Raw genomic sequence first — 23,463 nt, 5'->3', positions numbered from 1 at the left:
AACGGGGTGGGGTGGCGGTATGAAGGAGGCGCTCGTACTGCTGGACCTGGCGATCATCGTGGCCTTGGCCCGTTTGCTCGGCGCGGCGGCGCAGCGGTTGCGGCAGCCGCCGGTGGTGGGTGAGATCCTGGCCGGATTCGCACTCGGGCCGAGTCTGCTCGGGCTGCTGCCCGGCGATCTGGATACCCTGCTTTTCCCGGCCGATGTGCGCGAACTGCTGAGCATCATCGCGCAGGTCGGGTTGGTGCTGTTCATGTTCGGCATCGGGTTCGAGCTCGATATGGAGCGGATTCGCGGGCATCGCGGGCGGCTGGCGGCCATCGCGGCCGGATCGGTGCTGGTGCCGTTCACCGTCGGTGCGGGCGTGATGGCGCTGCTGTATTCGCGGCACGACACCATCGCCGGGCATCGGGTGGATCCGTGGGCGCTGTCGATCTTCGTCGGCGCGGCCATGGCGATCACCGCGTTCCCGGTGCTGGCCCGCATCCTGGCCGATAACGGCATGCGGCACGGGCGAATCGGCACCCTCGCACTGGCCTGCGCGGCGGTCGAGGATGTGGCGGCCTGGCTGCTGCTGGTGGTCGCGGTATCCATCGCGCACGCCTCCGGCATCGGCGGGTTCGTCGTAATGCTGGCGCGCACGGTGGTTTTCGGCATCACGCTGCTGTACATCGTGCGGCCCGGCCTGAAATGGCTGTTCGCGCGACTGTCACCGTTGCCCGGTACCGAGACCACGGTCTTCACCATCACGGTCGCGGGCCTGTTCCTGAGCGCCTGGGCCACGGCGGCGATCGGCCTGCATCCGGTGTTCGGCGCGTTCCTGTTCGGCGCGGTGGTGCCCCGGGAACAGTTGCGGCGCATCGCACCCGGCGTGCCGGATCGCATCGCCCAGCCCGCGACCCTGCTGCTGCCGGTGTTCTTCGTCGTCGCGGGACTCTCGGTGAAGCTCAACGGCCTGGGCTGGGCGGGCTTCGGCGAGCTGATCCTGCTGCTGCTGGTGGCGTGCCTGACCAAGTTCGCGGGCGCGACCGCGCCCGCACTGGCCACCGGCATGCCGCTGCGGTCCGCGCTGACGATGGGCGTACTGGTCAACGCGCGCGGGCTGACCGAGCTGGTGATCCTCTCGGTGGGCCTGCAACTGCAGGTGATCGATCAGCAGATCTACACCTGCCTGGCGGTGATGGCGCTGGTCACCACGGCCATGACCGAACCGCTGACCCGATTGCTCTACAGCCGCGGCGCCGCGGCCGTGGAGGAATTCGCACCGTCCGGGCGCGTATCCGTTCCCGGATAGGCGAATTCGCATAACAAGGAGTCCCGATGAGTCGTTCTGTTCTGATCACCGGAGGCAATCGCGGGATCGGCCTGGCCATCGCGCGGGCCTTCGCCGAGCGTGGCGACCGGGTCGCGGTGACCTATCGCAAGAACCCGCCGCCCGACCTGTTCGGCGTGGAATGCGATGTCACCGATCCGGTCGCGGTCGACCATGCCTTCGACCTGGCACAGGAGCAGAACGGCCCCATCGAGATCCTGGTCTCCAATGCTGGGATCACGCAGGACCGGCTGCTGCCCATGATGCGCCCCGAGCAGTTCGACGAGGTGCTCGACACCAATCTGACCGGGGCGTATCGGGTGGCGCGGCGAGCCAGCACCGGCATGCTGAAGGCCCGCTGGGGGCGCATCATCTTCGTCTCCTCGGTCTCGGCGCTGCGCGGCGCACCCGGTCAGGTCAACTACGCGGCCAGTAAGTCCGGTCTCATCGGCATGGCCAGATCCATTGCGCAGGAACTGGGTTCGCGCGGCGTCACCGCCAATGTGGTGCTGCCCGGACTCATCGACACCGATATGACCGCCGAACTGCCGGAAAAGGTGCGCGCGGCCGCGCTGGCGCAGATCCCGGCCGCCAGAATCGGTGATCCCGCCGATGTCGCGGCCGCGGTCACCTTCCTGGCCTCCGACGCCGCGAGCTATATCACCGGCGCACTGCTCCCGGTCGACGGCGGACTCGCCATGGGCCTGTGAGCCGAGCCACGAATACCTATCGCAGCCAATGGATTCCGTGATTGCCCGGGGTTACCCACCCGGCGAAAGTATTGCCCACGGGAGTGATCGCGCTCCCGCGAACGGACAGAGGGGGACGCGACACATGAGCGTGACCGCGCACGAATCGATCGACAATCCGAACGGGTACACGCCCGCGGCGGAATTGGCTCTGCATGTGCTGGGCTCGCGCTGCGGTATGCCGCGCGACCGGGAACCCAGCTCGGGCTACGTGGTCACCGCGGATTCCACCGCGCTGCTGCTGGATTGCGGGCCGGGGGTGGCGACCGCGGTCAATACGGTGATCGAGGCCGCCGAATTGAACGGCGTCTTCATCAGCCATATGCACTGCGACCACTGCTACGACATCCTGCCGATCGCCCGGTCGGTGATCGCGCCGCGGTTGCCGTATCCCGACGGCAGCGGCAATCACGAACTGCGCCCGGGACCGGATCCGATTCCGCTGTATGTGCCCGCGGGTTCGCGGCAGGTCTTCGAATCACTGCAGAGCCTGTTCCCGGTCGGCACCGCGCCCGCGCTGAACCGCGCCATCGACCTCGCCTTCGACCTGCGCGAGTACGAGGCCGGGGACACGCTGGTGATCGACGGGGTCACGGTACGCCCGTTCGCCGTCCGGCATGCCGCCGTCGCCTGCGGCTTCCGGGTCGAAACCGCGTACGGCACAGTCGCTTACACCGGCGACACCGGCTGGTCCGAGGAACTGGTTGACGGCGCGCGCGATTGCGATCTGCTGCTCTGCGAGGCCACCCTGCGCACCGCCGACTCCGGACCGCACGGCCACCTCAGCGCCCGCGAAGCCGGTCGGCTCGCCGCCCGCGCCGGGGCCGGCCAGCTGGTCCTCACCCACTTCCTGCACACCGACCCGGACTGGGTGCAGGCACTGATCGCGGACGCGGCCGGTGAATACGACGGTCCGATCCGGGCCGCCCGGTCCGGTGCTCAATGGACGACAACACGAAAGAATATTGGGAGAGACCGTGATACACGGTAAACGCGGCGGATATATCGCTGCCGCAGTATGTTCCGTCGCCCTGCTGCCGTATCTGGCCGGTTGCGGCACCGATTCGAGCAGCTCGACCCCCGACGGCCCCGTCACCATCACCTTCGAGTCCTACAACTACGGCACCCCCGATCTGGGCGGTAAAGGCACCGCCGAACTCATCGACGCGTTCCAGGTCGCCAATCCCAATATCAAGATCAAGCCGATCGGCGTGCCGGTCAAGGACATCTACGCCCGCGTGCAGGCGCAGGCCGCCGCCGGTGATCCGCCCGAGGTCGCCCAGCTGGGCCTGAGCAAGATGGTCGCCGCGGTCTCCGCACTGCCGGTCGTCCCGATCACCGATTTCGTATCGCCCGCCGACTTCTCCAAGGCCACAGCGGGAATCGCCTCCCCGGCGCTGGCCGCGGGCAAGGTGGACGGCAAGCAGGTCGCCATGCCGTTCACCATCTCCACCCCGACCCTGTTCTACAACGCCGACCTGTTCAAGGCCGCGGGCCTGAACCCGGACCAGCCGCCCAAGACCTGGGCCGATGTCAAGACCGCCGGGCTGGCGCTGCGCAAATCCACTGACGCACAGGGCTTCTACTCCTCCATCGCGAACACCTCGAAGTCCGACTTCCTCACCCAGTCGATCATCAACAGCAATGGCGGGGCGCTGCTGGACGCCAATGGCAAGCCGCAGCTGAACACCCCGGCCGCGGTGAACGCGCTGGCCACCATGAAGGACCTCACCACCTCCGGGGCCCAGCCCGCCATCAGCGATGACGACGCCGCCGGACTCTTCAAATCCGGCAAGCTCGGCATGTACCTGACCAGCACCGCACTGCTGGCCGGACTGGAGAAGGCCGCGGACGGCCACTTCGATCTGCGCTCGGCCGCGCTGCCCGCCTTCGGCGATCTGCCCACCAAGCCGACCTACTCCGGCGCGGGCCTGTTCGTGCTCACCAAGGACGCGGCCAAGCAGAAGGCGGCCTGGAAGTTCATCGAATACCTCACCAGCGCAGAGGGATTCAAGACGGTCACCGAGAAGATCGGTTACCTGCCGCTGCGTCCGGCCATCGTGCACGATCCCAAGTACCTGGGCCCGTACATCGACAAGGATCCGCGCATCCTGCCCGCGCTGAGCCAGCTGGACAATGTCACGCCGTACCAGTCGCTCAAGGGCACGCACGGTGACGAAGCCCGGCAGATTCTCCAGGACAAGGCCGTCGGGCCGATCGTCTTCGGTTCCGCCACACCGGGTTCCACCTGCGAGGACGTCAACAATCAGATGAACGGCCTGCTGGACTGATCGTGACGCTGACCAGCATCCGGCGCACCGGGGACGGGCCACGAACCACACCGCCGCGCAAGGGTTTTCGCACCCGGCGCAGCGGGGGTCCGTGGCCCTACCTGCTGCCCGTCCTCGCTCTGATCGCCATGTGGATCTACGGGCCGCTGCTGTTCACCATGCTGTTCAGCTTCACGCACTGGACCATGAGTGGCAGCGGCGCCATGACCTTCGTCGGCTTCGCCAACTTCCGCAGGCTGTCGCACAATTTCGGTGAGGTCGCCCTGCCGACCGCCGAATACGTGCTCGGCCTGCTCCCCTTCGCCACCATTCTGCCCATGGGCGTGGCGATCACGCTGTGGCGCAATCCCGGCCGCCTCGCCGACGCCTATCGCGGGCTGCTCTTCCTCCCGGTGGTGCTCGCCCCGGTCGCCACCGCCATCTCCTGGCGCTTCCTGCTCGATCCCATTCAGGGCGTGATCAATACGCTGCTGTCCACCGTCGGCGTGGCCGGCGTGAACTGGCTGGGCGATAAGGACACCGCCATCTGGGTGGTCGTATTCATTACCGGCATGAAGGTTTTCGCGCTCAACGTGCTGCTGTACTTGGCGGCGCTCACCGCACTGGACCGGCGCTGGCTCGACGCCGCGCGGCTGGACGGGGCCACCGAATGGGAGGTGACCCGGCACATCGTGATTCCGCTGCTCGGCCGGACCACGGTATTCCTGTCCTTCCTGTGCCTGGTGCTGGCCGGGCATTGGAGCTTCACCAATATCAGCGTGCTCACCCAGGGCGGACCCGAGGCGTCCACCGACAATGCCTGGTATCGGCTGTACACCTACGGATTCGAATACTTCGACACCGGACTCGCGTCCGCGGCCGCCACGGTGGTCATGCTGGTGCTGGGTGTGGCCGCACTGGTTCAACTACTGGCCGTACGGAGGTTCACCCGTGCCGAGTAAACGGTTCTCCTTCGGCATGCACGTGGTCTGCCCGCTGCTGATCGTGCTCACCGTATTCCCGATGCTGTGGGCGGTGCAGGCGTCCTTCCGCACCCCGCACGATATCTTCGAACCCAAGCCGTGGGCGGTCTCGCCGACCATGGAGAACTATCACGTCGCCACCACGGACTTCCCGATCGTCCGGTTGATCACCAACACCCTGATCATGGCGGTCGTGGTGACGGCCGGGCAACTGGTGCTCGCAATCCTGGCCGGATACGCGTTGGTGGCCTTCCGTTTTCGGGCGCAGCGACTCGTCGAGGGCCTGATCGCCATCTCGATTCTGATTCCGCAGCAGAGCCTGATCGTGTCGGCGTACATCATGACCGCACGGCTGGGCTGGGTCGACACCTATATCGGGCTGACGTTGCCGCTCATCGCCGCCTGCGGCTTCGCGGTACTGCTGCTGCGCAGACAGGTGGCCGCCATTCCGCCCAGCCTGTTCGAGGCGGCACGAATGGACGGCGCGCGGAACTGGGAAGTGCTGGTGCGCGTGGTGATCCCACTGGTGCGCCCGATGATCGCGGCCGTCACCGTCGTGGTGTTCATCAGCAATTGGAACGAATACCTGTGGCCGCTGCTCATCACCACCGAGCAGACCCACTCCACCATTCAGGTTGGGCTGCAACTGTTCCAGACCCAAGAGGGCTCGCAGTACGGGCCCATGATGGCGGCGGCCACCCTGGCCACGCTGCCGGTGTTGATCGTCTACCTGGTGAACCAGCGGCGCGTGACCGCCGCCGTAATGAGGGCGGGAGTCCGATGACCGACCAATTGATCTCACCCGAGGCGGTGCTCGACCGGCAGGAGCGGGACGACACCGGCTCCGGCACAATCGAATTGACCGGGGTGACGAAGAAGTTCGGCGCGAATCCGGTCTTCGCGGACCTCGATCTGCTCATCCCGGACGGCTCGTTCACCGTGCTGGTCGGGCCCTCCGGCTGCGGTAAATCCACCATGCTGCGCGCCATCGCCGGACTCGAAGGCGTTGACGCCGGGCAGATCCGGATCGGCGGGCAGGACGTGACCGCCGTGCCCGCGCGAGATCGCATGCTGGCCATGGTGTTCCAGGACTTCGCGCTGTATCCGCATATGACCGTCGAGAAGAACATCACCTTCGGATTGCGCTTGCAGGCCCGGCACGACAAGAACGGCCCGACCCCGGCCGATATCCGCGCCCGCACCGCGGAAGTCGTCGAAATGCTCGGCCTGGCCGGGCTCGAGCAGCGCATGCCGTCCCAACTCTCGGGCGGACAGCAGCAGCGGGTCGCGCTGGCACGCGCGATCGTCAAGCGGCCCAGGGCTTTTCTCATGGATGAACCGCTCTCCAGCCTCGATGCCAAGCTGCGCGGTGAGACCCGGGCCGAACTGGTGCGGCTGCACCGGCAGCTCGGCACCACCTTCGTCTACGTCACCCACGATCAGCTCGAGGCGCTGTCCATGGCGACCCGGCTCATCGTGCTCGACGGCGGGCGCATCTCCCAGGCCGGCGCACCCGAAGAGGTGTACACCCGGCCCGCGAATATGTTCGTCGCCGCGTTCGTCGGCACCCCGCCGATGAACTTCCACGAGGTCGACATCCATTCCGCCGCAGCGGGTTCGATCATCGCCGGCGAGGGCATCGTCGGCCGCCTGGATGCCCGGAACCTGCCCGATCGGATATTCCTGGGCTGGCGGCCCGGACACGGCACGCTCGACGGCTCCGGCGAGGTCGAGGTGACCGGTCAGATCGATGTGGTGGAACATCTCGGCGACACCAAACAGGTCACCTGCGCGCACGGTGACCAGCGCTGGGTGGTGGTCGTCCCGGCGGCGACCAACTGCGCGCCGGGACAGCCACTGCGGGTGAGCGTTCCGGCCGAACGCGTGCACCTGTTCGACGCCGTCACTCGGCAGCGGATCGACCCAGCACCCTGATCATCTCGGTGGCGACCACCGCGTGCCCGGCCATGGTGAGGTGAATCCGGTCCGCGCTCAACCAATCCTGGCGGAGCCGGGCCGGATGCTCCCACAGCTCGGCCATGATCGCGTCATGCCTGGCGGCCACCCGGCGCACGATCGCGGCGAACGCCGCGAAGCGAGACCTGAACTGCCGCAGCCGATCCGGATAGGCATCGGCCAGGGTGAAGGTGGACAGGCGCGCACCACTCGCGCGGACATCGGCGAAGAGCTTGTCCAGCGCCTCCTCGACCGCGTCCAGATCCTGTTCGGGCGCGAACAGATCATTGCCGCCGCAATTGATGTGCACCAGATCGGGTGCGAAATCCAGCACGCGCTGTAGCTGACCCGCGCGCACCTGCGCGATGGTGGCCGTCGCCCGGCCGGTATTGAGGTATTCCAGCTCCGGATGCGCGGCACGCAACGCCCCGGCGACCCGATCGGCCCAGGGCGCGGTGGTGTACCCGGGCGAGGCGTCGCCCAGGCCCTCCGCCACCGAATCACCCATGACGGCGAAGCGCCGCCACGGCGCGGGGGCGACCAAATCGGAAATCTCTCGTGCGGTCAGCAACAGCGGATCGTTGGCCTCGGTGCGAGGCAGAGTCTGCTCGGTCACCTTCGCAGTGAACCGGCGCGGCGGAGCGCTCGGCAATGGCCGATTCGGTGCACTGCGATAGGCCGTCTCACGGCGGAGAATGCACCGGCGCTGGATACGCTTTCGCTGCACACGATTTCGGCGTACCAGAGGTGGTCGAGCGCCATGATTGCGAAGACCGTCAGCAATCCCTACATTCATCGCCTGCAGCGCAGGCATTTCCTGCTGTTCGATATCCTCCCGATTATCGGCACCCTCGTGGCCATCGGATTCCTGTGGGTGCGGCCGTTCGGCGCACTCGAATTCGGACTGCTGTTCGGGCTGTGGCTGATCACCGGGCTCGGCATTACCGCCGGATATCACCGGCTCTTCACCCATCGCACCTTCAAGGCGGCCGGATCGGTATCGGCGCTGCTCGCCATCGCCGGGTCCATGGCCGGGCAGGGGCCGGTGATCTCCTGGGTAGCACTGCACCGGCGGCATCACGAATGCAGTGATCAGGAGGGAGATCCGCACTCCCCCAACCTGTCCGGCGATGGCTGGCGCGGGGCGCTGCGCGGGCTGGCACACTCGCATTTCCTGTGGATGCATCGGCACGAATACCCGAATGTCGTGCATTACGCACCCGATCTGCTGAAAGATCGCGCGCTGGTGCGGATTTCGCGACTGTACTACTGGTGGATCGGGCTCGGCCTGGCCATTCCCGCACTCATCGGCGGGCTCGTCACGCTGAGCTGGACCGGGGCGGTCAGCGGACTGCTCTGGGGCGGATTCGTCCGCATATTCGTGCTGGAACACATTGTCTGGGCCATCAATTCCTTTCTGCACATGTTCGGCACCCGGCCCTATGAATCCCGTGAGAACAGCCATAACGGTGGCATTTTCGCGCTCCTCACCTTCGGGGAGTCGTGGCATAACAATCACCACGCCTTTCCCGAATCGCCATCCTTCGGATTGCAGTGGTATCGGCTCGATCCCGGCTACTGGCTGATCCGGCTGCTCGCCGGCGCCGGACTGGCCTGGGATCTGCGGATGCCCTCGGAAAGCCGGATGGCCGCCAAACGCATTCAACTCGCACCCTGATGAGGTTCCCGTGGATACAAGCAAAGAGGCCATTGTCGACTGGTGCCGGGCGTACCTCGCGGATCTGCTCGAGGTGCCCGCACCGCATATCGATCCCACGGCGGATTTCGACCGGCTCGGCATCGATTCGGCCGTCGCGGTCGCGCTGCTGATGGAGGTCGAGGAGCGGTACGGGGTGGATCTGTCGCCCGAGGATCTGTACCGGCATCCGAGCCTGAACGCCGTCGCGGACTATGTGCACGAGCACGGTGAGAGCGCGGCGCTGCCATGACCGCGCCGAGCGACGGGGCGGGCCTGTTCACCGCGGACCGAACGGACTTGGCGGCGGCGGGAATTCGGCACCACTACGACATCGGCACCGAGTTCTATCGACTGTGGCTGGATTCCAGCCTCACCTACTCCTGCGCGCTGCGTGAAACCACCGGCGACACACTGGAAATCGCGCAGCACAATAAGCTGCGCTTCCGCCTGGACGCCGTTCGGGCCGAACGGGCCGGTGCCGTACTCGATATCGGCTGCGGCTGGGGTTCGATACTGCGCGAGCTCGCCGAGACCCATCGGGTGGAGCGGTCGGTGGGGCTCACCCTCAGCCCCGCACAGGCCGAATTCGTCCGGGCCGCACGGTATCCCGGCGTCGAGGTGCGCACCGAGAACTGGCTGCACTACATACCGGACACCCGATTCGACGGCATCATCTCCATCGGTGCGTTCGAGCACTTCGCGCAGCAGTCGGATAGTTCGGCCGAGAAGATCCGGGTGTACCGCGAATTCCTGGACCGGTGCCGGGGCTGGCTCACCGGGCACGGCACGCTATCGCTGCAAACCATCGTGTACGGGAATATGTCACGGCAGCAGGCGAATTCGTTCATGCAGCGGGAGATCTTCCCGGACTCCGAACTGCCGACGCTCGCCGAGATCGTCGCCGCGGCCGAGGGGATATTCGAGGTTCGCTCGATCACCGGTGGACGCCTCGACTACGCCTGGACCTGCGAACAGTGGGCACGGCGGCTGCGCGCGCATCGCGCCGAAGCCACCGCACTGGTCGGCGAGGACGCAGTGCGGCGCTATCAGCGGTATCTCAAACTCTCGGCCATGGGCTTCCGCATGGGCAAGATCGGCCTGTTCCGGCTGGTCCTGCAACCGTGCACGAGTCGCTACTTCGACCGCGAGGATCGAGCGGCATGACCGCGCACACGGCGCGCGTCGCGTTCAACCCCTTCGACGCGGAGTTCCGGCGCGATCCGTATCCGCACTACCGGCAACTGCGCGAAACCCGGCCGATACACCGGACATTGGGGATGTGGGTGCTCACCCGGTACGCCGATGTGCGCGGCGTGCTGCACGACCGGACCTTCAGCGCCGCCCTGATCCCCCGGCAGGTGAGCGCGCAGGCCGAACGGCTCGGGCAGTCCGATATGACGCTCATCGACCGGCTCGGGCGCACCTCCCTGGTGTTCACCGACAATCCGGAACACGCGCGGCTGCGCGCACTCGTCAACCGCGCCTTCACCACCCAGCACATCGAGGGGCTGCGGCCGATCATCACCGCGGCGGCCACCCGGCTGCTGGAACAGGCCCGCCGCAAGAGCACCGTCGACATCATCGCGGATTTCGCGGCCCCGCTGCCGGTGGCCGTGCTCTGCGAATGGATGGAGCTGCCGGACGAACTCCGCGCGCGCATCGGCCCGTGGACCCACGACATCCGGTTCCTGCTCGAACCCGGACTCATGACCGCCCACGATCTGGCCCGCGTGCACACCGTGGTCACCGCGTTCACCGGCGCACTGCGCCCGATCATCGATCAGCGCCGCGCCGCACCCGGCCAGGACCTGATCAGCGCACTGCTCACCTCCTACACGCTGGGCGGCAACGCGCTCACCGACGACGAGGTCATGCTGCTGACCATCATGTGCTTCGTGGCGGGCCTGGAAACCACGAAATCCCTGATAGGCAACGCACTTCTAGCCCTACTCCGGCACCCGGAGCAGGCAGAACTGCTCCGAGCCCGCCCGGAACTGACCCGCGCGGCGGTCGCGGAAACACTGCGCTACGACCCGCCACTACAACTCACCAAACGCCTCGCCACCCGCGATATCGAACTGGAAGACAGACTGATTCGCGCCCGCGACCAGGTCCTGCTCTGCCTCGCCGCCGCCAACCGCGACCCCGAAATCTTCGACCGCCCCGACGATTTCGACCTCACCCGCGCCCCCGCCGACCACCTCGCCTTCGGCCACGGCATGCACGGCTGCCTCGGCGCACCCCTGGCCGCCCTCCAAGCCGAAATCGCCCTCGACGTCCTACACCGCCACACCACCGAAATCCGCCTCACCACCACCGATTTCGACTGGCAACAACACAGTTTCATCCTGCGCGGCCTCACCCGCCTCCCAATCACCCTGAGGGGCAACGGATGAACAGCACCGACGACCACCGCTCGAAGGAACCGATGACCGGCAAGTCGGAAGGGCACGCGGCGGCGATCGAAACCCCGCGCACATTAATGCCGGAATTGCTCGAATCGCGCGCGGGCGAGGAGCCGGAGCGGATCGCCTACATCCTGCTGGACGAGCACGGTGTGGAGATCGATGCGCTCACCTACCGGCAGCTGCACCTGCGGGCACTGGCGGTGGCGGAGCAGCTCCGAACCCATTGCGCCCCTGGGGATCGCGCGCTGCTGATCTTCCCACAGCGGCTGGAGTTCATCGTCGCCTACTTCGGCTGTCTTTACGCCCGGATACTGGCGGTGCCGATTCCGCCGCCGCGCCGCAACGAGATTCGCGAGGCCACCCGCTCGATCATCCGGGACTGCCGTCCAGCGGCGGTACTCACCGTGCACGGCATGATTGACGCGCTGCGCCCACAACTGGAGTTATCCGGCGCGACTTCCATGTCGTCACCGGAATGGCTCGCTGTCGATCGGCTTCCTGCCGCGCAGGGCGGTGCGGTTGCCACCGTTGAAGCGAATTCCCTTGCTTTTCTGCAATATACGTCGGGTTCCACGTCGGCTCCCAAGGGCGTCATGGTGTCGCACGGGAATCTGGCGGCCAATCTGGAGATGATCCGGGACGCGTTCGGTCATGACCGGGATTCCACCATGGTGGGGTGGACGCCGCTCTTCCATGATCAGGGTTTGATCGGGAATGTGTTGCAGCCCTTGTATATCGGGGCGACGGGCGTGTTGATGTCGCCTTCGGCGTTCATCAGGCGGCCCATACTCTGGTTGAGCGCGATCACTCGATATCGGGCGCACACCAGCGGCGGGCCGAACTTCGCGTTCGACGCGTGTGTGGCGCAGGCCGGTGCCGCGAGTACCTCGGATCTCGATCTGAGCAGCTGGCAGGTGGCGTTCAACGGCGCGGAACCGCTGCGGCCCGAGACCCTGCACAGATTCGCGGAAACCTTTGCTCCGTACGGCTTTCGGGCCCGGGCCAATTATCCGTGTTACGGCCTCGCCGAAGCCACGCTACTGGTCAGCGGGAGCGTGAAGGGTCGCGGACCCCGCACCGTGGCGGTAGATGTCACGGCATTGAGCGCGGGCCGATTCGCCCCCGCGCGGACGGCATCGGGTCGCACTCTCGTCGGCTCGGGACGAATCCTGCCCGGTGAGGATGTGCGCATTGTCGACCCCGAGACGCATCGGCTCTGTCCGCCGGACCGCATCGGCGAGATTTGGATCTCCGGAGACCAAGTGGCACAGGGTTATTGGGGACATGTCGAGCAGACCTCGCACACCTTCCAGGCGGTCTGCACCGATCTGTCGGGACGGCGCTATCTGCGGACCGGCGATCTCGGCCTGATCGTGGACGATGAGCTGTATGTGACCGGCCGCCGCAAGGACCTGCTCATCATCAGGGGCCGCAATCACTATCCGCAGGATATCGAGCACACGGTCGCCGCGGCTCATTCCGCGCTGCGGACGGGTGGATGCGCGGCCTTCGCCGACGGCGAGCAGCTGGTGATCATCCAGGAGATCAGGCGCGAACAACTGGACGACGCCGATACCGCCGATATCACCGGGGCCATTCGGGCGGCGGTCCTGCGTGAACACGATCTGAGCATCGGAGACCTACTACTGACCGCGCCGAATCTATTGCCCAAGACCAGCAGCGGCAAGCTCCGGCGCACCGAGACCCGAAATCAATACCGGCAGGGTGCTTTCGGACCGCTGCCGATCGCAGGGAGCAAATCATGACCACCTGGCAAGCCGTGAATCCGGACTTCGCCGACCTCGTCCCGGCCGTGGTGCTGAGCATGCCCGCCGCGCGGCATCTGGGCTTCGAATTCGGCCGGATCGATACCGGCGCAGTCGAACTCATCCAGCCGCACCGGCGCGAGCTCACCCAGCACGACGGTTATTTCCAGGCCGGGGTGCTGGGCGCGCTGGCGGATTTCGCCGCCGGGTCGGCCGCGGGCACGCTGCTGCCGCCGGGTTGGGTGAATATGACCATCGACTTCACGGTGAAGATCCTGGCTCCGGCGAAGGGGCCGACGGTGCTGGCGCGCGGGCGGGTGATCAAACCGGGTGCGCTCATCACCATTGCCGCCGCCGATCTGTTCACCGGCGATGAGCACGAAACCCTATGTGCCACAGCGCTGGTGACGATGCGCAACGTTCGGGTCGCGCAGCCGTGAGCGCGCCTAGTGCACGCCCTCCATATGGCGGCTCACCCACGGTGCGATCGCCCAGACCACCGCGCCTACCGCGATCGTCACCAGGCCGGTGATGCCGAAGTACGCGAGTTCGTGTGAGGGATCGTAGAACTTCGACAGCACACCGGACATCGAGGTGCCGATGCCGACCGAGAAGAAGTACAGCGCCATCATCTGGGCGCGGAAGGCATTGGGGGCCAGTTTGGTGGTGACCGCCAGGCCGATCGGCGAGAGCAGCAGTTCGGAGATGGCGAAGCCCGCCAGCACCGCGAACACGAACAGGATCGGCACCGTCTTGCCCTCGGTGCCGGAGTACAGCGCGAACAGCATGAACGCCGCACCCATGCCGAGCACGCCGAGCGCGAACTTGCGCGGGGTGCTCGGGGCGCGATTGCCCAGCCGCGTCCACATGATCGCGAACAGCGGGGACAGCGAGATGATCCACACCGGCTCCATGGAGCCGATCCAATTGGACGGCGCGGTCCAGCCGAACACATTCCAATTGATGCGCTCATCGGAGTAGACCGCGAGCACGGTGAAGATCTGCTGGAACAGCGACCAGAACACCGCGTTCGCGATGAACAGCGGAATGAAGGCGCGCACCCGGGTGCGTTCCACCGCATCGACTTTCGGGCTGGTCAGCATGATCGCGAAGTACACGATCGAGGCGAGCACGATCACGCCGGTGGTCATATCCGGCAGGTTCGACAGCGTCAGCACACCGGTCAGCGCGGCCACCGCGACGATCACCGCGAGCACCGCCACCACCAGCAGGGTGCGCGGAATCTCGGTGCGCGGCAGCGGATTCGGCACTTCGCGGCCGTGTGTGCCGAGATTGCGCCGGAACACCACGTACTGGGTCAGGCCCAGCGCCATACCGATGGCGGCCGCGCCGAAGCCGTAGTGGAAGCCGACATGGTCCTGGAGTACGCCGGTGATCAGCGGTCCCGCGAAAGCACCCAGGTTGATGCCGAGGTAGAACAGCGTGAAGCCGCCGTCCGCCCGCGCGTCGTTCTTGTCGTAGAGGGTGCCCAGCAGTGAGGACGCATTGGCCTTGAGCGCACCCGAACCCAGCGCCACCAGCACCAGACCTACACCGACACCGGTCAATCCGGGCAGTACGGCCAGGGCGATATGTCCGGCCATCACGACCACACCGCCGTAGAAGACCGTGCGCTCCATCCCCAGCACCCGGTCCGCTATCCAGCCGCCGAGCACCGTGGAGAGATAGACGAGGCCGCCGTACGCGCCGACGATGCCGGTCGCGGTGGACTTCTCCAGTCCCAGACCGCCGTCGGTCGCGGAGTAGTACAGGTAGTAGCCCAGAATCGTGACCATGCCGTAGAACGAGAATCGTTCCCACAGCTCGACGCCGAACAGATTCGCGAGACCGATGGGATGTCCGAACAGGGTGCGTTCGGAGACCGGTTTCGCGTGATGCGCTACTCCAGACATAGCTCAGACCCTCCCATATTGGGCAATCTGACAGCAACCTCAGTTGTTAACCTGAGTCACAACCACGCCGGGAAAGGCCTGGTTACAGCCGTGAACACCGGCGAGTTCGGGTTGCCGGCGCGTGTCCGAATCGGTCGGTGGCATCCCGGCCACCCCGGCGATGCCCCATTCAGGCGATCGAAAGCGCGATTCCGTCCAGAATGTCGTGCTCACTGATGATCAGTTCGTCGATGCCCGCGCGCCGGGCCAGCTCATCGGCCAGCACCTCGGCGATCACCGCGCCGCCGCCGATCACATCGACCCGGCCCGGATGCATCGGGCCGAGCGCGGCCCGCTCATCGTGGTTCATGCCGATCAGCCGATCGCACACCTTGCGCAGCTCGCCCAGCGACAGCCGGGTGAGATGCACCCGCTCCGAATCGTATTCGGGCAGATCCAGCGCGACCGCGGCGAGCGTGGTCATGGTTCCGGCGACGCCGACCCAGGTCCGGGCGCGTTCCACCGGGACCACGCCGAAAGCCTGCGCCAGCCGCTCGGAAGCGAAGAAACGAGCGCCCGCCACCTCCTCGCGGGTGGGCGGATTGCCGTGCAGGCAGCGCTCGGTAATGCGCACGCAGCCGATATCGGCGGAGTAGGCGGACTGGACACCGCCGGTATTACCCAGCACCACCTCGGTGGAACCGCCACCGAGATCAATGACCACGAAAGGTCCGGCCTCGCTGGACAATTCACCGACCGCACCGGCGAAGGACAACCGTGCTTCCTCATCGCCGGTGATGACCTCGGCCTGCGCGCCCTCGACCACGCGGCCGAGTTCGGCGGCGGTCATGGCGAAGAAGTCCTCGCGATTGCTCGCATCGCGGGTGGCGGAGGTCGCGGTCATGCGGACCCGGGTCACCCCGTGCTCGACCATGAGATCCACGTAATCGTGCAGTGCCACCCGGGTGCGTTCGATGGCCTCCGGATTCAGCGAACCGGTCGCGTCCACGCCCTGGCCGAGGCGGACGATGCGCATCTCACGGTGCACATCGGTGAGCTTGGGCGAACCCGCGTCATCCCGGATCACATCCGCGATCAGTAGTCGGATGGAGTTGGTACCGCAGTCGATCGCGGCGATCCGGTCGCTCATCTATTCGCCCTCTGCCGCAGGATTCTCGTACTTGGGCCAGTCTGCCGGAATCGCGGTGCCGCGCAAGCCATGCGCGGCGGCGAGCGCGACGGCCTCGTCACCCAGCGGATTCACGCCCGGCCCCTTGGCCAGCGAATGCGCGATCAATACATGCAGGCATTTCACCCGATCCGGCATACCGCCACCGGCGAAATCGGTGCCCAGATCCTCGATGGCATTGCGCTCGGCGAGGTAGCTGTCGTACGCGGCGCGGTATCCGGCCGCCAATTCGGTGTCGTGCGTGAGCCGTTCGGTCATCTCGCGCATGATGCCGGTGGTCTCCAACCGGCTGGCCTCGGCGGTCAGCCGCGGATCGGTCAGGTAGTACAGCGTCGGAAACGGCGTGCCATCGGGCAGTTTCGGCTGCGTCTTCACCACGGCGGGCAGGCCGTCCGGGGTGTGATAGGCGATCTCCAGTACGCCGCGCGGCTCGCGCCCCAATTGCTTGGCGACGATCTCGAGATCCCGCTCGCTGGGTGTGCGGTGGCTCTCGGATGCGGTCACCTCGGTTGTCCTTCCTGATTGGGGGCGGGCGGATTCGGCGCGGGTGGCGCCGGATTCGCGGCTGGGGCGGCACTGGGCTGCGGCTGCGAAATACTGCGCCACAGTTCCGTGTACCAGGGGTCCGGTTCCCGCGTCTTGGCGGGCGGGACGGGTACCGCGGGCTGTTCAATCCCGGGCACCTGGACGATGTACGGCGTCTCACCGGGCAGCACCAGGCGCAGCCGATCCCGGGCCTCGGCCCGGATATAGGCCGGATCCTGTTGCTGCGCACGGCGATCCCGCAGTTTGGCGACATCGTCCTGAAGTTGCTCGCGCTGGGCGGCGAGCGAAGCGGCCTCGGCGCGCTGGGTGAAATAGGTGCGCAACGGCACCGCGAGGGTCAGCGCCAGCCCGCACAGCACCGCGGCCAGCAGAATCGCGCGGCCCGTGGAAAGGCCGAGGATCTTATGCTCGTGCCGTTCGGATTTCGCCCGCGAAGCGCGCCGCGCGGTGGCCGATTTCGCGGCCGAACGGCGCTTGCTCACACCGCTGCCGCTCGCCGAACCCGATGCGGTGCGCTTAGCCGCCGCACCGGAACGCGGTTTGGCCGCACCGGCGCGAGGCTTGGCCGAACGCGACGGGCGGCGGTCACCGCGTCCTGCCGGACTGGTACCGCGCGCCCGTCGCTCCGTCATCTCACACCTCGAAACTCAGCGGATTTGCCCAACTCTCGGGGGTTGTGAACGTTGTGCCGCAACCCCGTACGCCCGGCAGGTGCCGAGTCACCGCTCGATTATTCAGCCTTCGAACGCGAAACGCGGGAAGGCGACGTCACCGGCGTAGCGCGCCGAGTCGCCGAGCGCGTCCTCGATGCGCAGCAGCTGGTTGTACTTGGCGACCCGCTCCGAGCGCGCGGGCGCGCCGGTCTTGATCTGACCGGAGCCGACGGCCACCGCGAGATCGGCGATGGTGGTGTCCTCGGTCTCGCCGGACCGGTGGCTCATCATCGTCTTGTACCCGTTGCGGTGCGCCAGATCCACGGCGTCCAGGGTCTCGGTCAGGGTGCCGATCTGGTTGACCTTCACCAGCAGCGCGTTGGCCGCGCCCTTGGCGATGCCCTCTTCCAGGCGCTCCGGGTTGGTGACGAACAGGTCGTCGCCGACCAGCTGCACCTTGTCGCCGATGGCGTCGGTGAGCGCGACCCAGCCGTCCCAGTCGTCCTCGGACAGCGGATCCTCGATCGAGACGATCGGGAACTGGGTGATCAGCTCGGCGTAGAAGTCGTTCATCTCGGCGGCGGTGCGCACCGAGCCCTCGAACTTGTAACCCGAACCGGCGGTGTAGAACTCGGTGGCCGCGACATCGAGCGCGAGCGCGACATCGGTGCCGAGCTTGTAGCCCGCCTTGTCGATGGCGATGGCGATCAGGTCCAGCGCGGCGCGGGTGCCCGCGACGTCCGGCGCGAAACCGCCCTCATCGCCGAGACCGGTGGACAGGCCCTGGGCCTTGAGCACCGACTTGAGCGAGTGGTAGACCTCGGTGCCCCAGCGCAGCGCCTCTTTGAAGGTGGGCGCGCCGATGGGGGCGATCATGAACTCCTGGACGTCGACGCCGGTATCGGCGTGCGCGCCACCATTGAGGATGTTCATCATGGGAACGGGCAGCACGTGGGCGTTCGGTCCGCCGATGTAGCGGAACAGCTCCAGGCCCGAGGATTCGGCGGCGGCACGCGCCACGGCGAGCGAAACACCCAGCAGCGCATTGGCGCCCAGACGGGACTTGTCCGGGGTGCCGTCCAGATCCAGCAGGGTCTGGTCGACGGTGCGCTGTTCGACGGCGTCCAGGCCGATCACGGCGGGCGCGATCTCGTCGAGGACGGCCTCGACGGCCTTCTGCACACCCTTGCCGTTGTAGCGGTCGCCGCCATCGCGCAGCTCGACGGCCTCGTGCTCGCCGGTGGAGGCGCCGGACGGCACAGCCGCGCGAGTGAGGGTGCCGTCGTCGAGAGCGATCTCGACCTCGACGGTGGGGTTGCCACGCGAATCCAGGATCTCGCGAGCTCCGACCTGTTCGATGATGGCCACGAAACGACACTCCTTCGGCTGCTGACTCGGCAGGTCGCACGGCAGTCCCGTGCTGAGCCGAGCCTAATGCACGCCGAAACCACGAGAACTATCAGGCGGAACGGCCCACGCTGTAGGCGGCGGCGCGGTAGCGGACCTTGTTCATATAGGCGGTGGACTGGTTGTAGGTCATCAGGGCCTGCTGCCAGCCGGGCGCTTCGGTGAGGTTGCCGCCGCTGGCGCATAGGTAGCGGGCGGCGGTGAGGGCGGCGTCGTCGATATTGTCCGGATCGGCGATGCCGTCGCCATTGGCGTCCACACCCCAGTGCTGCCAGGTTTCGGGGATGAACTGGAACGGTCCCATAGCGCGGTCGTAGACCGGATCGCCGTCCATCTTGCCGCCGTCGGTGTCCGGAATGTGCGCGACATCCGGTCCGCCGTCGAGCGCCACGCCACGGATGGGTGGCGAAACCTTGCCGTCCTGGGACACTTTCGCGCCGTGATAGGTGCCGTGGCGGCTCTCCACACTCGCGATTCCGGCGAGGGTGGTCCAGCCGATACCGCAGTCCGGCCGGGATCTGGCCATGACGGCGGCGGCATAGCCGTACGCCTCCAGCGCCACCTCGGAGATGCCGAGGGCATCGGACTGCTGCTGCGCCCAGCCGCGCAATTGAATCGCGCTGCGGCCGGGGGCATCCAGATCGATCACCGGCAGCGGGGCCCCGATTCCGGGCGGCATGGAATCCGGTACCGGGGTGAGATCCGTTGTACCGCAACCCGTCAGCAGCACGAGAGCGAGCGCCGAGCCCAACAGGCCGACGCGGGACGATATGGCGCCGGCGGCGGCTTTCTCGAAACGCACCCTTCTCATCATCCAGATAGTTCGCTCGTTCAACCACGAACGTGAACGCCCATCGGCGGGAGTCGTCCCGATCGATGCGCTTCGGTTACCGTTCGCACTCGTGCTTTGATACTTCCCAGCTATCTTCTCGACACGCTCTTAGGTAAGCCTTGCCAAATTTGGCGCTGCCCGATACCTTCGCTCGGGTACCGAAATCCGCTTGTCACCTCCGAGGCCAGGAAGGTAACCCCCTTGGCGAAAAGCGTTCTCTCCGAACGTAAGACGCTTCACCCATCGGAACTCGAACGACGCGAACTGCCGGAGGCCGCCGGATACGCCGTGCGCGCGCTGGCGAATGAGATCGCCGTCACAGTCGGCATGAGCCCGGCGATAGCCACCACGCTCGGCAACCCGGACCTGCTGCACCACATCGACACCCGCTTTTCCGAATTACCCGAGGAAGTGCACCGCGCCATGCGCGCGCCGGCCACCTCCGCGGGCGTCACGATCATCAGCCGGTTACCGCTCAGCGACGATGAACTCGGGCAGACCCCGGTCGACTGGCGACAGGCCGCCGCATGGGCCGGAGAGCCCGAGCGCGCCCACTCGTCCTTCGCGCTGGATGTGTCCATGCTGCTGCTGGCGCGTTGCGCGGGTGAGCCTTTCGGCTGGCAGGGCCAGCAGGGCGGGCGGCTGGTCAACAACATCCTGCCCACGCCTGGGCACGAACAGGAACAGTCCGGGGCCAGCAGCACCACGCTGCTGAGCCCGCATACCGAGGACGCCTTCCATCCGCGCCGCGCCAATCTGCTCATGCTGGGCTGCCTGCGCAATCCGGATCGGGTCGGGACCACGGTGTCCTCGGTGCGGCGGGTGGAACTGTCTGCGGCGCAACAGGATCGACTCTCGCGCCCGGAACTGCCCATCCTGCCCGATGTGTCGTACGGCACCGATTTCCCGGAGCAGCAGACCCCGGCCATCGCCACGCTCGGCAGCGACGACGGGCGGCTGACGCTGCGCTACGACCCGGCGTACACCCCGCTCGCGGACGCCGACGACGAATTCCGCTCCGCCTACGATCATTTGGCGACCGAACTCGAAAGGGTCTGCATCACCGCCGCTTTGACCCCGGGAGAACTGTTGCTGGTGGACAATGACGTGGTGGTGCACGGACGGGTGCCGTTCACCCCCCGCTACGACGGCACCGACCGCTGGCTCAAGCGAGTGAACATCCGGCTGCCCCACCGCCGCCGCGATGCGTCCGAGGCCGCCGAGACCGGATACGGCCAGCGGGTGGTGGCGCCATTTCGCATGATCCGAGGTAACCGCACGTGAACAGCCGACCCACCCCGCTGCGTGTACTCAGTCGCAGCGATCTAGCCGATGTCCCGATCAGCCCCGCGGAGGTGGTGCGCGCCGTCGAGGACGCGTATCTCGCCTTCGCGGCGGGTGATTCGGATAATCCTCGCAAGCTCAGCGTCGCCCATCCGGACGGATGGTCGGTGGCCTACGCCATGCTCGGCCGCGACGGCCGCCGCCGGGTGGTGGCCATGAAGACCTCGTACAAATTCGATCCGCATCACGACCGCTCCACCAAGCGGTACTACACCACCATCACGCTCTACGACGATGCCACCGGCATGCCGCTGGCCATGATGGACTGCGCGCGGGTCGGCGCGCTGCGCACACCCGCGGTCTCGGCGCTGCTGGTGCGCGAGACGGCCCGGCCGGGCGCGCGTTCGGTGCTGCTCGTCGGCACCGGCACGCAGGGCCGCAACGCGCTGCCGCACCTGCTCGCCGCCAATCCGCACCTGAATCGGCTGATGCTGTACGGCACCCATCCCGAGGGCATCGAATCGGTGTATCACCAACTGCTGCAGCATAATCCACAGGCGGAATTGGAGCTGGTGAGCGATCCGCACGCGGCCGCCCGCACCGCCGATGTCATCCTGGCCACCGCCGGACCCGGCACCCAGGTCGCCATCGAGGCCAAGGATCTGGCCCCGGGCGCGACCGTGGTGCTGGTCGGCTACGGCCTGGCCCCGTCCACCCTCACCGAGGCCGATCGGGTGATCGCCACCAGCGCCGAGCAGATGGCGCTCACCGGCACCGATATGGCCGGGCCGGACGGGCGACTACGCCGGGTCGACGCTGAGCTACCCCAGGTGCTCAATCACCGCAGCGTCGGCCGGACCTCCGATGAGGAACGAATATTCGTCTACAACAGCGGATTGGTGCTCACCGATATCGCCGTCGCGCACGCACTGGCCACCCGCGCCATTGCCGAGGGCCGCGGCACGGAAGTTGCTTTATGGGACTGAATTCCACCAATTCGCACTAAACAGACATCGTATGTACGGGTCGAATACTCTGAACTAAGGTTGCCCTGAGTTGATTTCGACCCGGGTTGGACTTGCGCCGAAACAGCAGAAAGGGGGCGGCCCGGCAGATGGATATCACCAGTCCCGCCGAGCTCGCCGAGATAACCGCCGCGCCGATGCCCGCACACCGGGACGAATGGGAAGAACGGCTACTCGCGGACACCGAATTGCTCGGCCGGATCGCGGCAGCCGTGGACGGTGCGTTCCACGTGCTGTACCCGCCGCGAATTGTGGCGAATATCAGGGCCTTTCAGGACACCTTCACCCGATTCGGGGTGAACGGGCGAATCTACTACGGCAAGAAGGCCAATAAGGGCGCGAGCGTCGTACGGGCCTGCCGCACCGCCGGAGCCGGGGTGGACGTGGCCAGCGTCGGCGAATTCCAGGCCTCGCTCGGCGACGGCATCGCCGGGACCGATCTGGTCGTCACCGGACCCGCGAAATCCGATGCGCTGCTGGCGCTCGCGGCTCGCGAGGGCGCGCTCATCGCGATCGACGGACTGGACGAACTCGACCATCTGCACGCCATCGTCGCGGCCGTGGCGGCCGCCGGGCACCAGGTCACCGCGCGAATTCTATTGCGCGCGCTGCCGCCCGAGTCGCACAGCCGATTCGGGCTGACCGGAGCCGAACTCGACCTGGCCGTGAAACGCGTCGACCCGAACGCGATTTCCCTGGAAGGCTTCAGCTTTCATCTCTCGGGCTATCGGCCGATCGCGCGCGCCGAACTCGCGGCCGCGCTGATCCCGCGCTGCCTCGAGGCACGCGGCCTGGGTCATCGGGCCGACACCCTTTCCATCGGTGGCGGATTCGGCGTGGACTATGTCCCCGAGGCCGCCTGGCGAACATTCCTGGACGGCGTGAATCCGCGCTGGTTCCACGGCAATCGAGCGCCCGCGCCCGATTCGTACTACCCCTACCACTGCCCGGAACCCGGCGCGGACATGCTCGCGGCGATCCTGCGATATGACGATCTGGGCGACCGGCTGCGCGAGTCGGACATTACGCTGGCCATCGAACCCGGCCGGGCGTTGCTGGACCGCGCGGGCAGTACCGTTTTCACCGTGCAGGGCCGGAAAACCCGTACCGCACACGGTTTCGACTATCAGATACTCACGGTGAACGGCACCAGCCTGAGCCTGTCCGAACAATGGTTCAACACCGAATACCTCCCCGATCCAGCGCTCTGGCCGCGACACACCGGGGATATGACGCCCGCCTGCGTAGGCGGCGCCAGCTGTCTCGAAGACGATATGCTCAGCCGGCGGCGCATTCCGCTGCCTCGCCCGGCCGAAATCGGCGACCTGCTGATATACCCCAATACCGCGGGTTATCAAATGGACAGCAATGAATCGGCCTTCCACGATCTGCCGATTCCGCCGAAGGTCGAATTGTCCGCCGCCGACGGGAGCGCACAGCTCGGATGGCGTTTCGATAGATAGCGTTGAACAGCATTTATCCGCATTTACAC

Annotated in this window: 23 protein-coding genes; 16 read left to right on the top strand and 7 right to left on the bottom strand. The window is 66.7% G+C overall.

Annotation, left to right across the window (positions count from 1 at the left end; all coding sequences use genetic code 11):
• Positions 1–19 precede the first annotated feature (19 nt).
• The 7 genes from ACFVUS_RS33020 to ACFVUS_RS32990 all read left to right on the top strand — a co-directional run bounded on the left by ACFVUS_RS33020 (position 20) and on the right by ACFVUS_RS32990 (position 7,249).
• A complete protein-coding gene (locus tag ACFVUS_RS33020) occupies positions 20–1,294 on the top strand; it encodes a cation:proton antiporter (RefSeq protein WP_387775596.1) in 1,275 nt (424 codons plus the stop codon).
• A 26-nt stretch (positions 1,295–1,320) separates the two neighbouring features.
• Positions 1,321–2,022 carry a 3-oxoacyl-ACP reductase FabG gene (gene fabG / locus ACFVUS_RS33015; protein ID WP_387775593.1) on the top strand — a complete coding sequence of 234 codons (702 nt, stop codon included), beginning with the start codon at positions 1,321–1,323 and terminating at the stop codon, positions 2,020–2,022.
• A gap of 124 nt (positions 2,023–2,146) precedes the next feature.
• A complete protein-coding gene (locus ACFVUS_RS33010; RefSeq protein ID WP_387775590.1) occupies positions 2,147–3,052 on the top strand; it encodes an MBL fold metallo-hydrolase in 906 nt (301 codons plus the stop codon).
• Positions 3,039–4,352 (top strand): ABC transporter substrate-binding protein, encoded by a 1,314-nt coding sequence (locus ACFVUS_RS33005; protein WP_387775587.1) that lies wholly within the window; start codon positions 3,039–3,041, stop codon positions 4,350–4,352. The genes ACFVUS_RS33010 and ACFVUS_RS33005 overlap by 14 nt, the downstream gene beginning before the upstream one ends.
• 2 nt (positions 4,353–4,354) lie before the next feature.
• Complete coding sequence (locus ACFVUS_RS33000; RefSeq protein WP_387775584.1) at positions 4,355–5,293, top strand: carbohydrate ABC transporter permease; 939 nt, start codon at positions 4,355–4,357, stop codon at positions 5,291–5,293.
• Positions 5,283–6,098, top strand: coding sequence for a carbohydrate ABC transporter permease (locus ACFVUS_RS32995; protein WP_387775581.1), 816 nt, complete (start codon positions 5,283–5,285; stop codon positions 6,096–6,098). The genes ACFVUS_RS33000 and ACFVUS_RS32995 overlap by 11 nt, the downstream gene beginning before the upstream one ends.
• On the top strand, positions 6,095–7,249 hold the full coding sequence (locus ACFVUS_RS32990; protein WP_387775578.1) for an ABC transporter ATP-binding protein: 1,155 nt from the start codon (positions 6,095–6,097) through the stop codon (positions 7,247–7,249). Before ACFVUS_RS32995 ends, ACFVUS_RS32990 begins: the two co-directional genes overlap by 4 nt.
• On the opposite strand, the gene ACFVUS_RS32985 is transcribed toward ACFVUS_RS32990, so the two are convergent.
• On the bottom strand, positions 7,218–7,886 hold the full coding sequence (locus ACFVUS_RS32985) for an SGNH/GDSL hydrolase family protein (RefSeq protein ID WP_387775575.1): 669 nt from the start codon (positions 7,884–7,886) through the stop codon (positions 7,218–7,220). The two genes, ACFVUS_RS32990 and ACFVUS_RS32985, sit on opposite strands and share 32 nt — an antisense overlap.
• 144 nt (positions 7,887–8,030) lie before the next feature.
• Here ACFVUS_RS32985 and ACFVUS_RS32980 point away from each other — a divergent pair, with 144 nt between their 5' ends.
• From ACFVUS_RS32980 to ACFVUS_RS32955, 6 genes are read left to right on the top strand one after another with little or no spacing between them, the layout of a single operon-like run.
• Positions 8,031–8,948, top strand: coding sequence for an acyl-CoA desaturase (locus ACFVUS_RS32980; protein WP_387775572.1), 918 nt, complete (start codon positions 8,031–8,033; stop codon positions 8,946–8,948).
• A gap of 10 nt (positions 8,949–8,958) precedes the next feature.
• Positions 8,959–9,219: an acyl carrier protein gene (locus tag ACFVUS_RS32975; RefSeq protein WP_387775569.1), complete on the top strand. Its 261-nt coding sequence runs from the start codon at positions 8,959–8,961 to the stop codon at positions 9,217–9,219.
• Positions 9,216–10,133 carry a class I SAM-dependent methyltransferase gene (locus ACFVUS_RS32970; RefSeq protein WP_387775566.1) on the top strand — a complete coding sequence of 306 codons (918 nt, stop codon included), beginning with the start codon at positions 9,216–9,218 and terminating at the stop codon, positions 10,131–10,133. Before ACFVUS_RS32975 ends, ACFVUS_RS32970 begins: the two co-directional genes overlap by 4 nt.
• Positions 10,130–11,365, top strand: coding sequence for a cytochrome P450 (locus ACFVUS_RS32965; protein ID WP_387775563.1), 1,236 nt, complete (start codon positions 10,130–10,132; stop codon positions 11,363–11,365). Before ACFVUS_RS32970 ends, ACFVUS_RS32965 begins: the two co-directional genes overlap by 4 nt.
• Positions 11,362–13,143, top strand: coding sequence for a fatty acyl-AMP ligase (locus ACFVUS_RS32960; protein ID WP_387775560.1), 1,782 nt, complete (start codon positions 11,362–11,364; stop codon positions 13,141–13,143). The genes ACFVUS_RS32965 and ACFVUS_RS32960 overlap by 4 nt, the downstream gene beginning before the upstream one ends.
• Positions 13,140–13,583 carry a PaaI family thioesterase gene (locus ACFVUS_RS32955; RefSeq protein ID WP_387775557.1) on the top strand — a complete coding sequence of 148 codons (444 nt, stop codon included), beginning with the start codon at positions 13,140–13,142 and terminating at the stop codon, positions 13,581–13,583. The genes ACFVUS_RS32960 and ACFVUS_RS32955 overlap by 4 nt, the downstream gene beginning before the upstream one ends.
• 6 nt (positions 13,584–13,589) lie before the next feature.
• Here ACFVUS_RS32955 and ACFVUS_RS32950 read toward each other — a convergent pair whose 3' ends face one another.
• From ACFVUS_RS32950 to ACFVUS_RS32925, 6 genes are all read right to left on the bottom strand, one after another.
• Entirely contained in the window at positions 13,590–15,056 is a 1,467-nt protein-coding gene (locus ACFVUS_RS32950) for a peptide MFS transporter (RefSeq protein WP_387775554.1), read from the bottom strand.
• Between the two features lie 169 nt (positions 15,057–15,225).
• Entirely contained in the window at positions 15,226–16,185 is a 960-nt protein-coding gene (locus ACFVUS_RS32945) for an exopolyphosphatase (protein WP_387775551.1), read from the bottom strand.
• The gene (locus ACFVUS_RS32940; RefSeq protein WP_364641959.1) at positions 16,186–16,728 is read right to left on the bottom strand and encodes a DUF501 domain-containing protein; all 543 of its coding nucleotides are present in this window, start codon (positions 16,726–16,728) and stop codon (positions 16,186–16,188) included. It lies immediately after the preceding gene.
• Positions 16,725–17,402, bottom strand: a complete 678-nt coding sequence (locus ACFVUS_RS32935) for a septum formation initiator family protein (RefSeq protein ID WP_387775548.1) — start codon at positions 17,400–17,402, stop codon at positions 16,725–16,727. Before ACFVUS_RS32935 ends, ACFVUS_RS32940 begins: the two co-directional genes overlap by 4 nt.
• 102 nt (positions 17,403–17,504) lie before the next feature.
• Positions 17,505–18,791 (bottom strand): phosphopyruvate hydratase, encoded by a 1,287-nt coding sequence (eno, locus tag ACFVUS_RS32930; RefSeq protein ID WP_364641965.1) that lies wholly within the window; start codon positions 18,789–18,791, stop codon positions 17,505–17,507.
• A gap of 91 nt (positions 18,792–18,882) precedes the next feature.
• Positions 18,883–19,641, bottom strand: coding sequence for a lytic transglycosylase domain-containing protein (locus ACFVUS_RS32925; protein WP_387775545.1), 759 nt, complete (start codon positions 19,639–19,641; stop codon positions 18,883–18,885).
• Between the two features lie 222 nt (positions 19,642–19,863).
• On the opposite strand from ACFVUS_RS32925, the gene ACFVUS_RS32920 reads away from it, so the two are divergent.
• From ACFVUS_RS32920 to ACFVUS_RS32910, 3 genes are all read left to right on the top strand, one after another.
• Positions 19,864–20,946, top strand: a complete 1,083-nt coding sequence (locus ACFVUS_RS32920; protein WP_387775542.1) for a TauD/TfdA family dioxygenase — start codon at positions 19,864–19,866, stop codon at positions 20,944–20,946.
• Positions 20,943–21,932, top strand: a complete 990-nt coding sequence (locus tag ACFVUS_RS32915; protein ID WP_387775539.1) for an ornithine cyclodeaminase family protein — start codon at positions 20,943–20,945, stop codon at positions 21,930–21,932. Before ACFVUS_RS32920 ends, ACFVUS_RS32915 begins: the two co-directional genes overlap by 4 nt.
• Before the next feature lie 128 nt (positions 21,933–22,060).
• Complete coding sequence (locus ACFVUS_RS32910; protein ID WP_387775536.1) at positions 22,061–23,434, top strand: Y4yA family PLP-dependent enzyme; 1,374 nt, start codon at positions 22,061–22,063, stop codon at positions 23,432–23,434.
• The last annotated feature ends 29 nt before the right edge of the window (positions 23,435–23,463 follow it).

This window comes from Nocardia sp. NPDC058058, assembly GCF_042885355.1.
Taxonomy (GTDB): domain Bacteria; phylum Actinomycetota; class Actinomycetes; order Mycobacteriales; family Mycobacteriaceae; genus Nocardia.
Note: the sequence above shows the minus strand (reverse complement) of the source record. Positions and strands in the feature narration are given on the sequence as shown.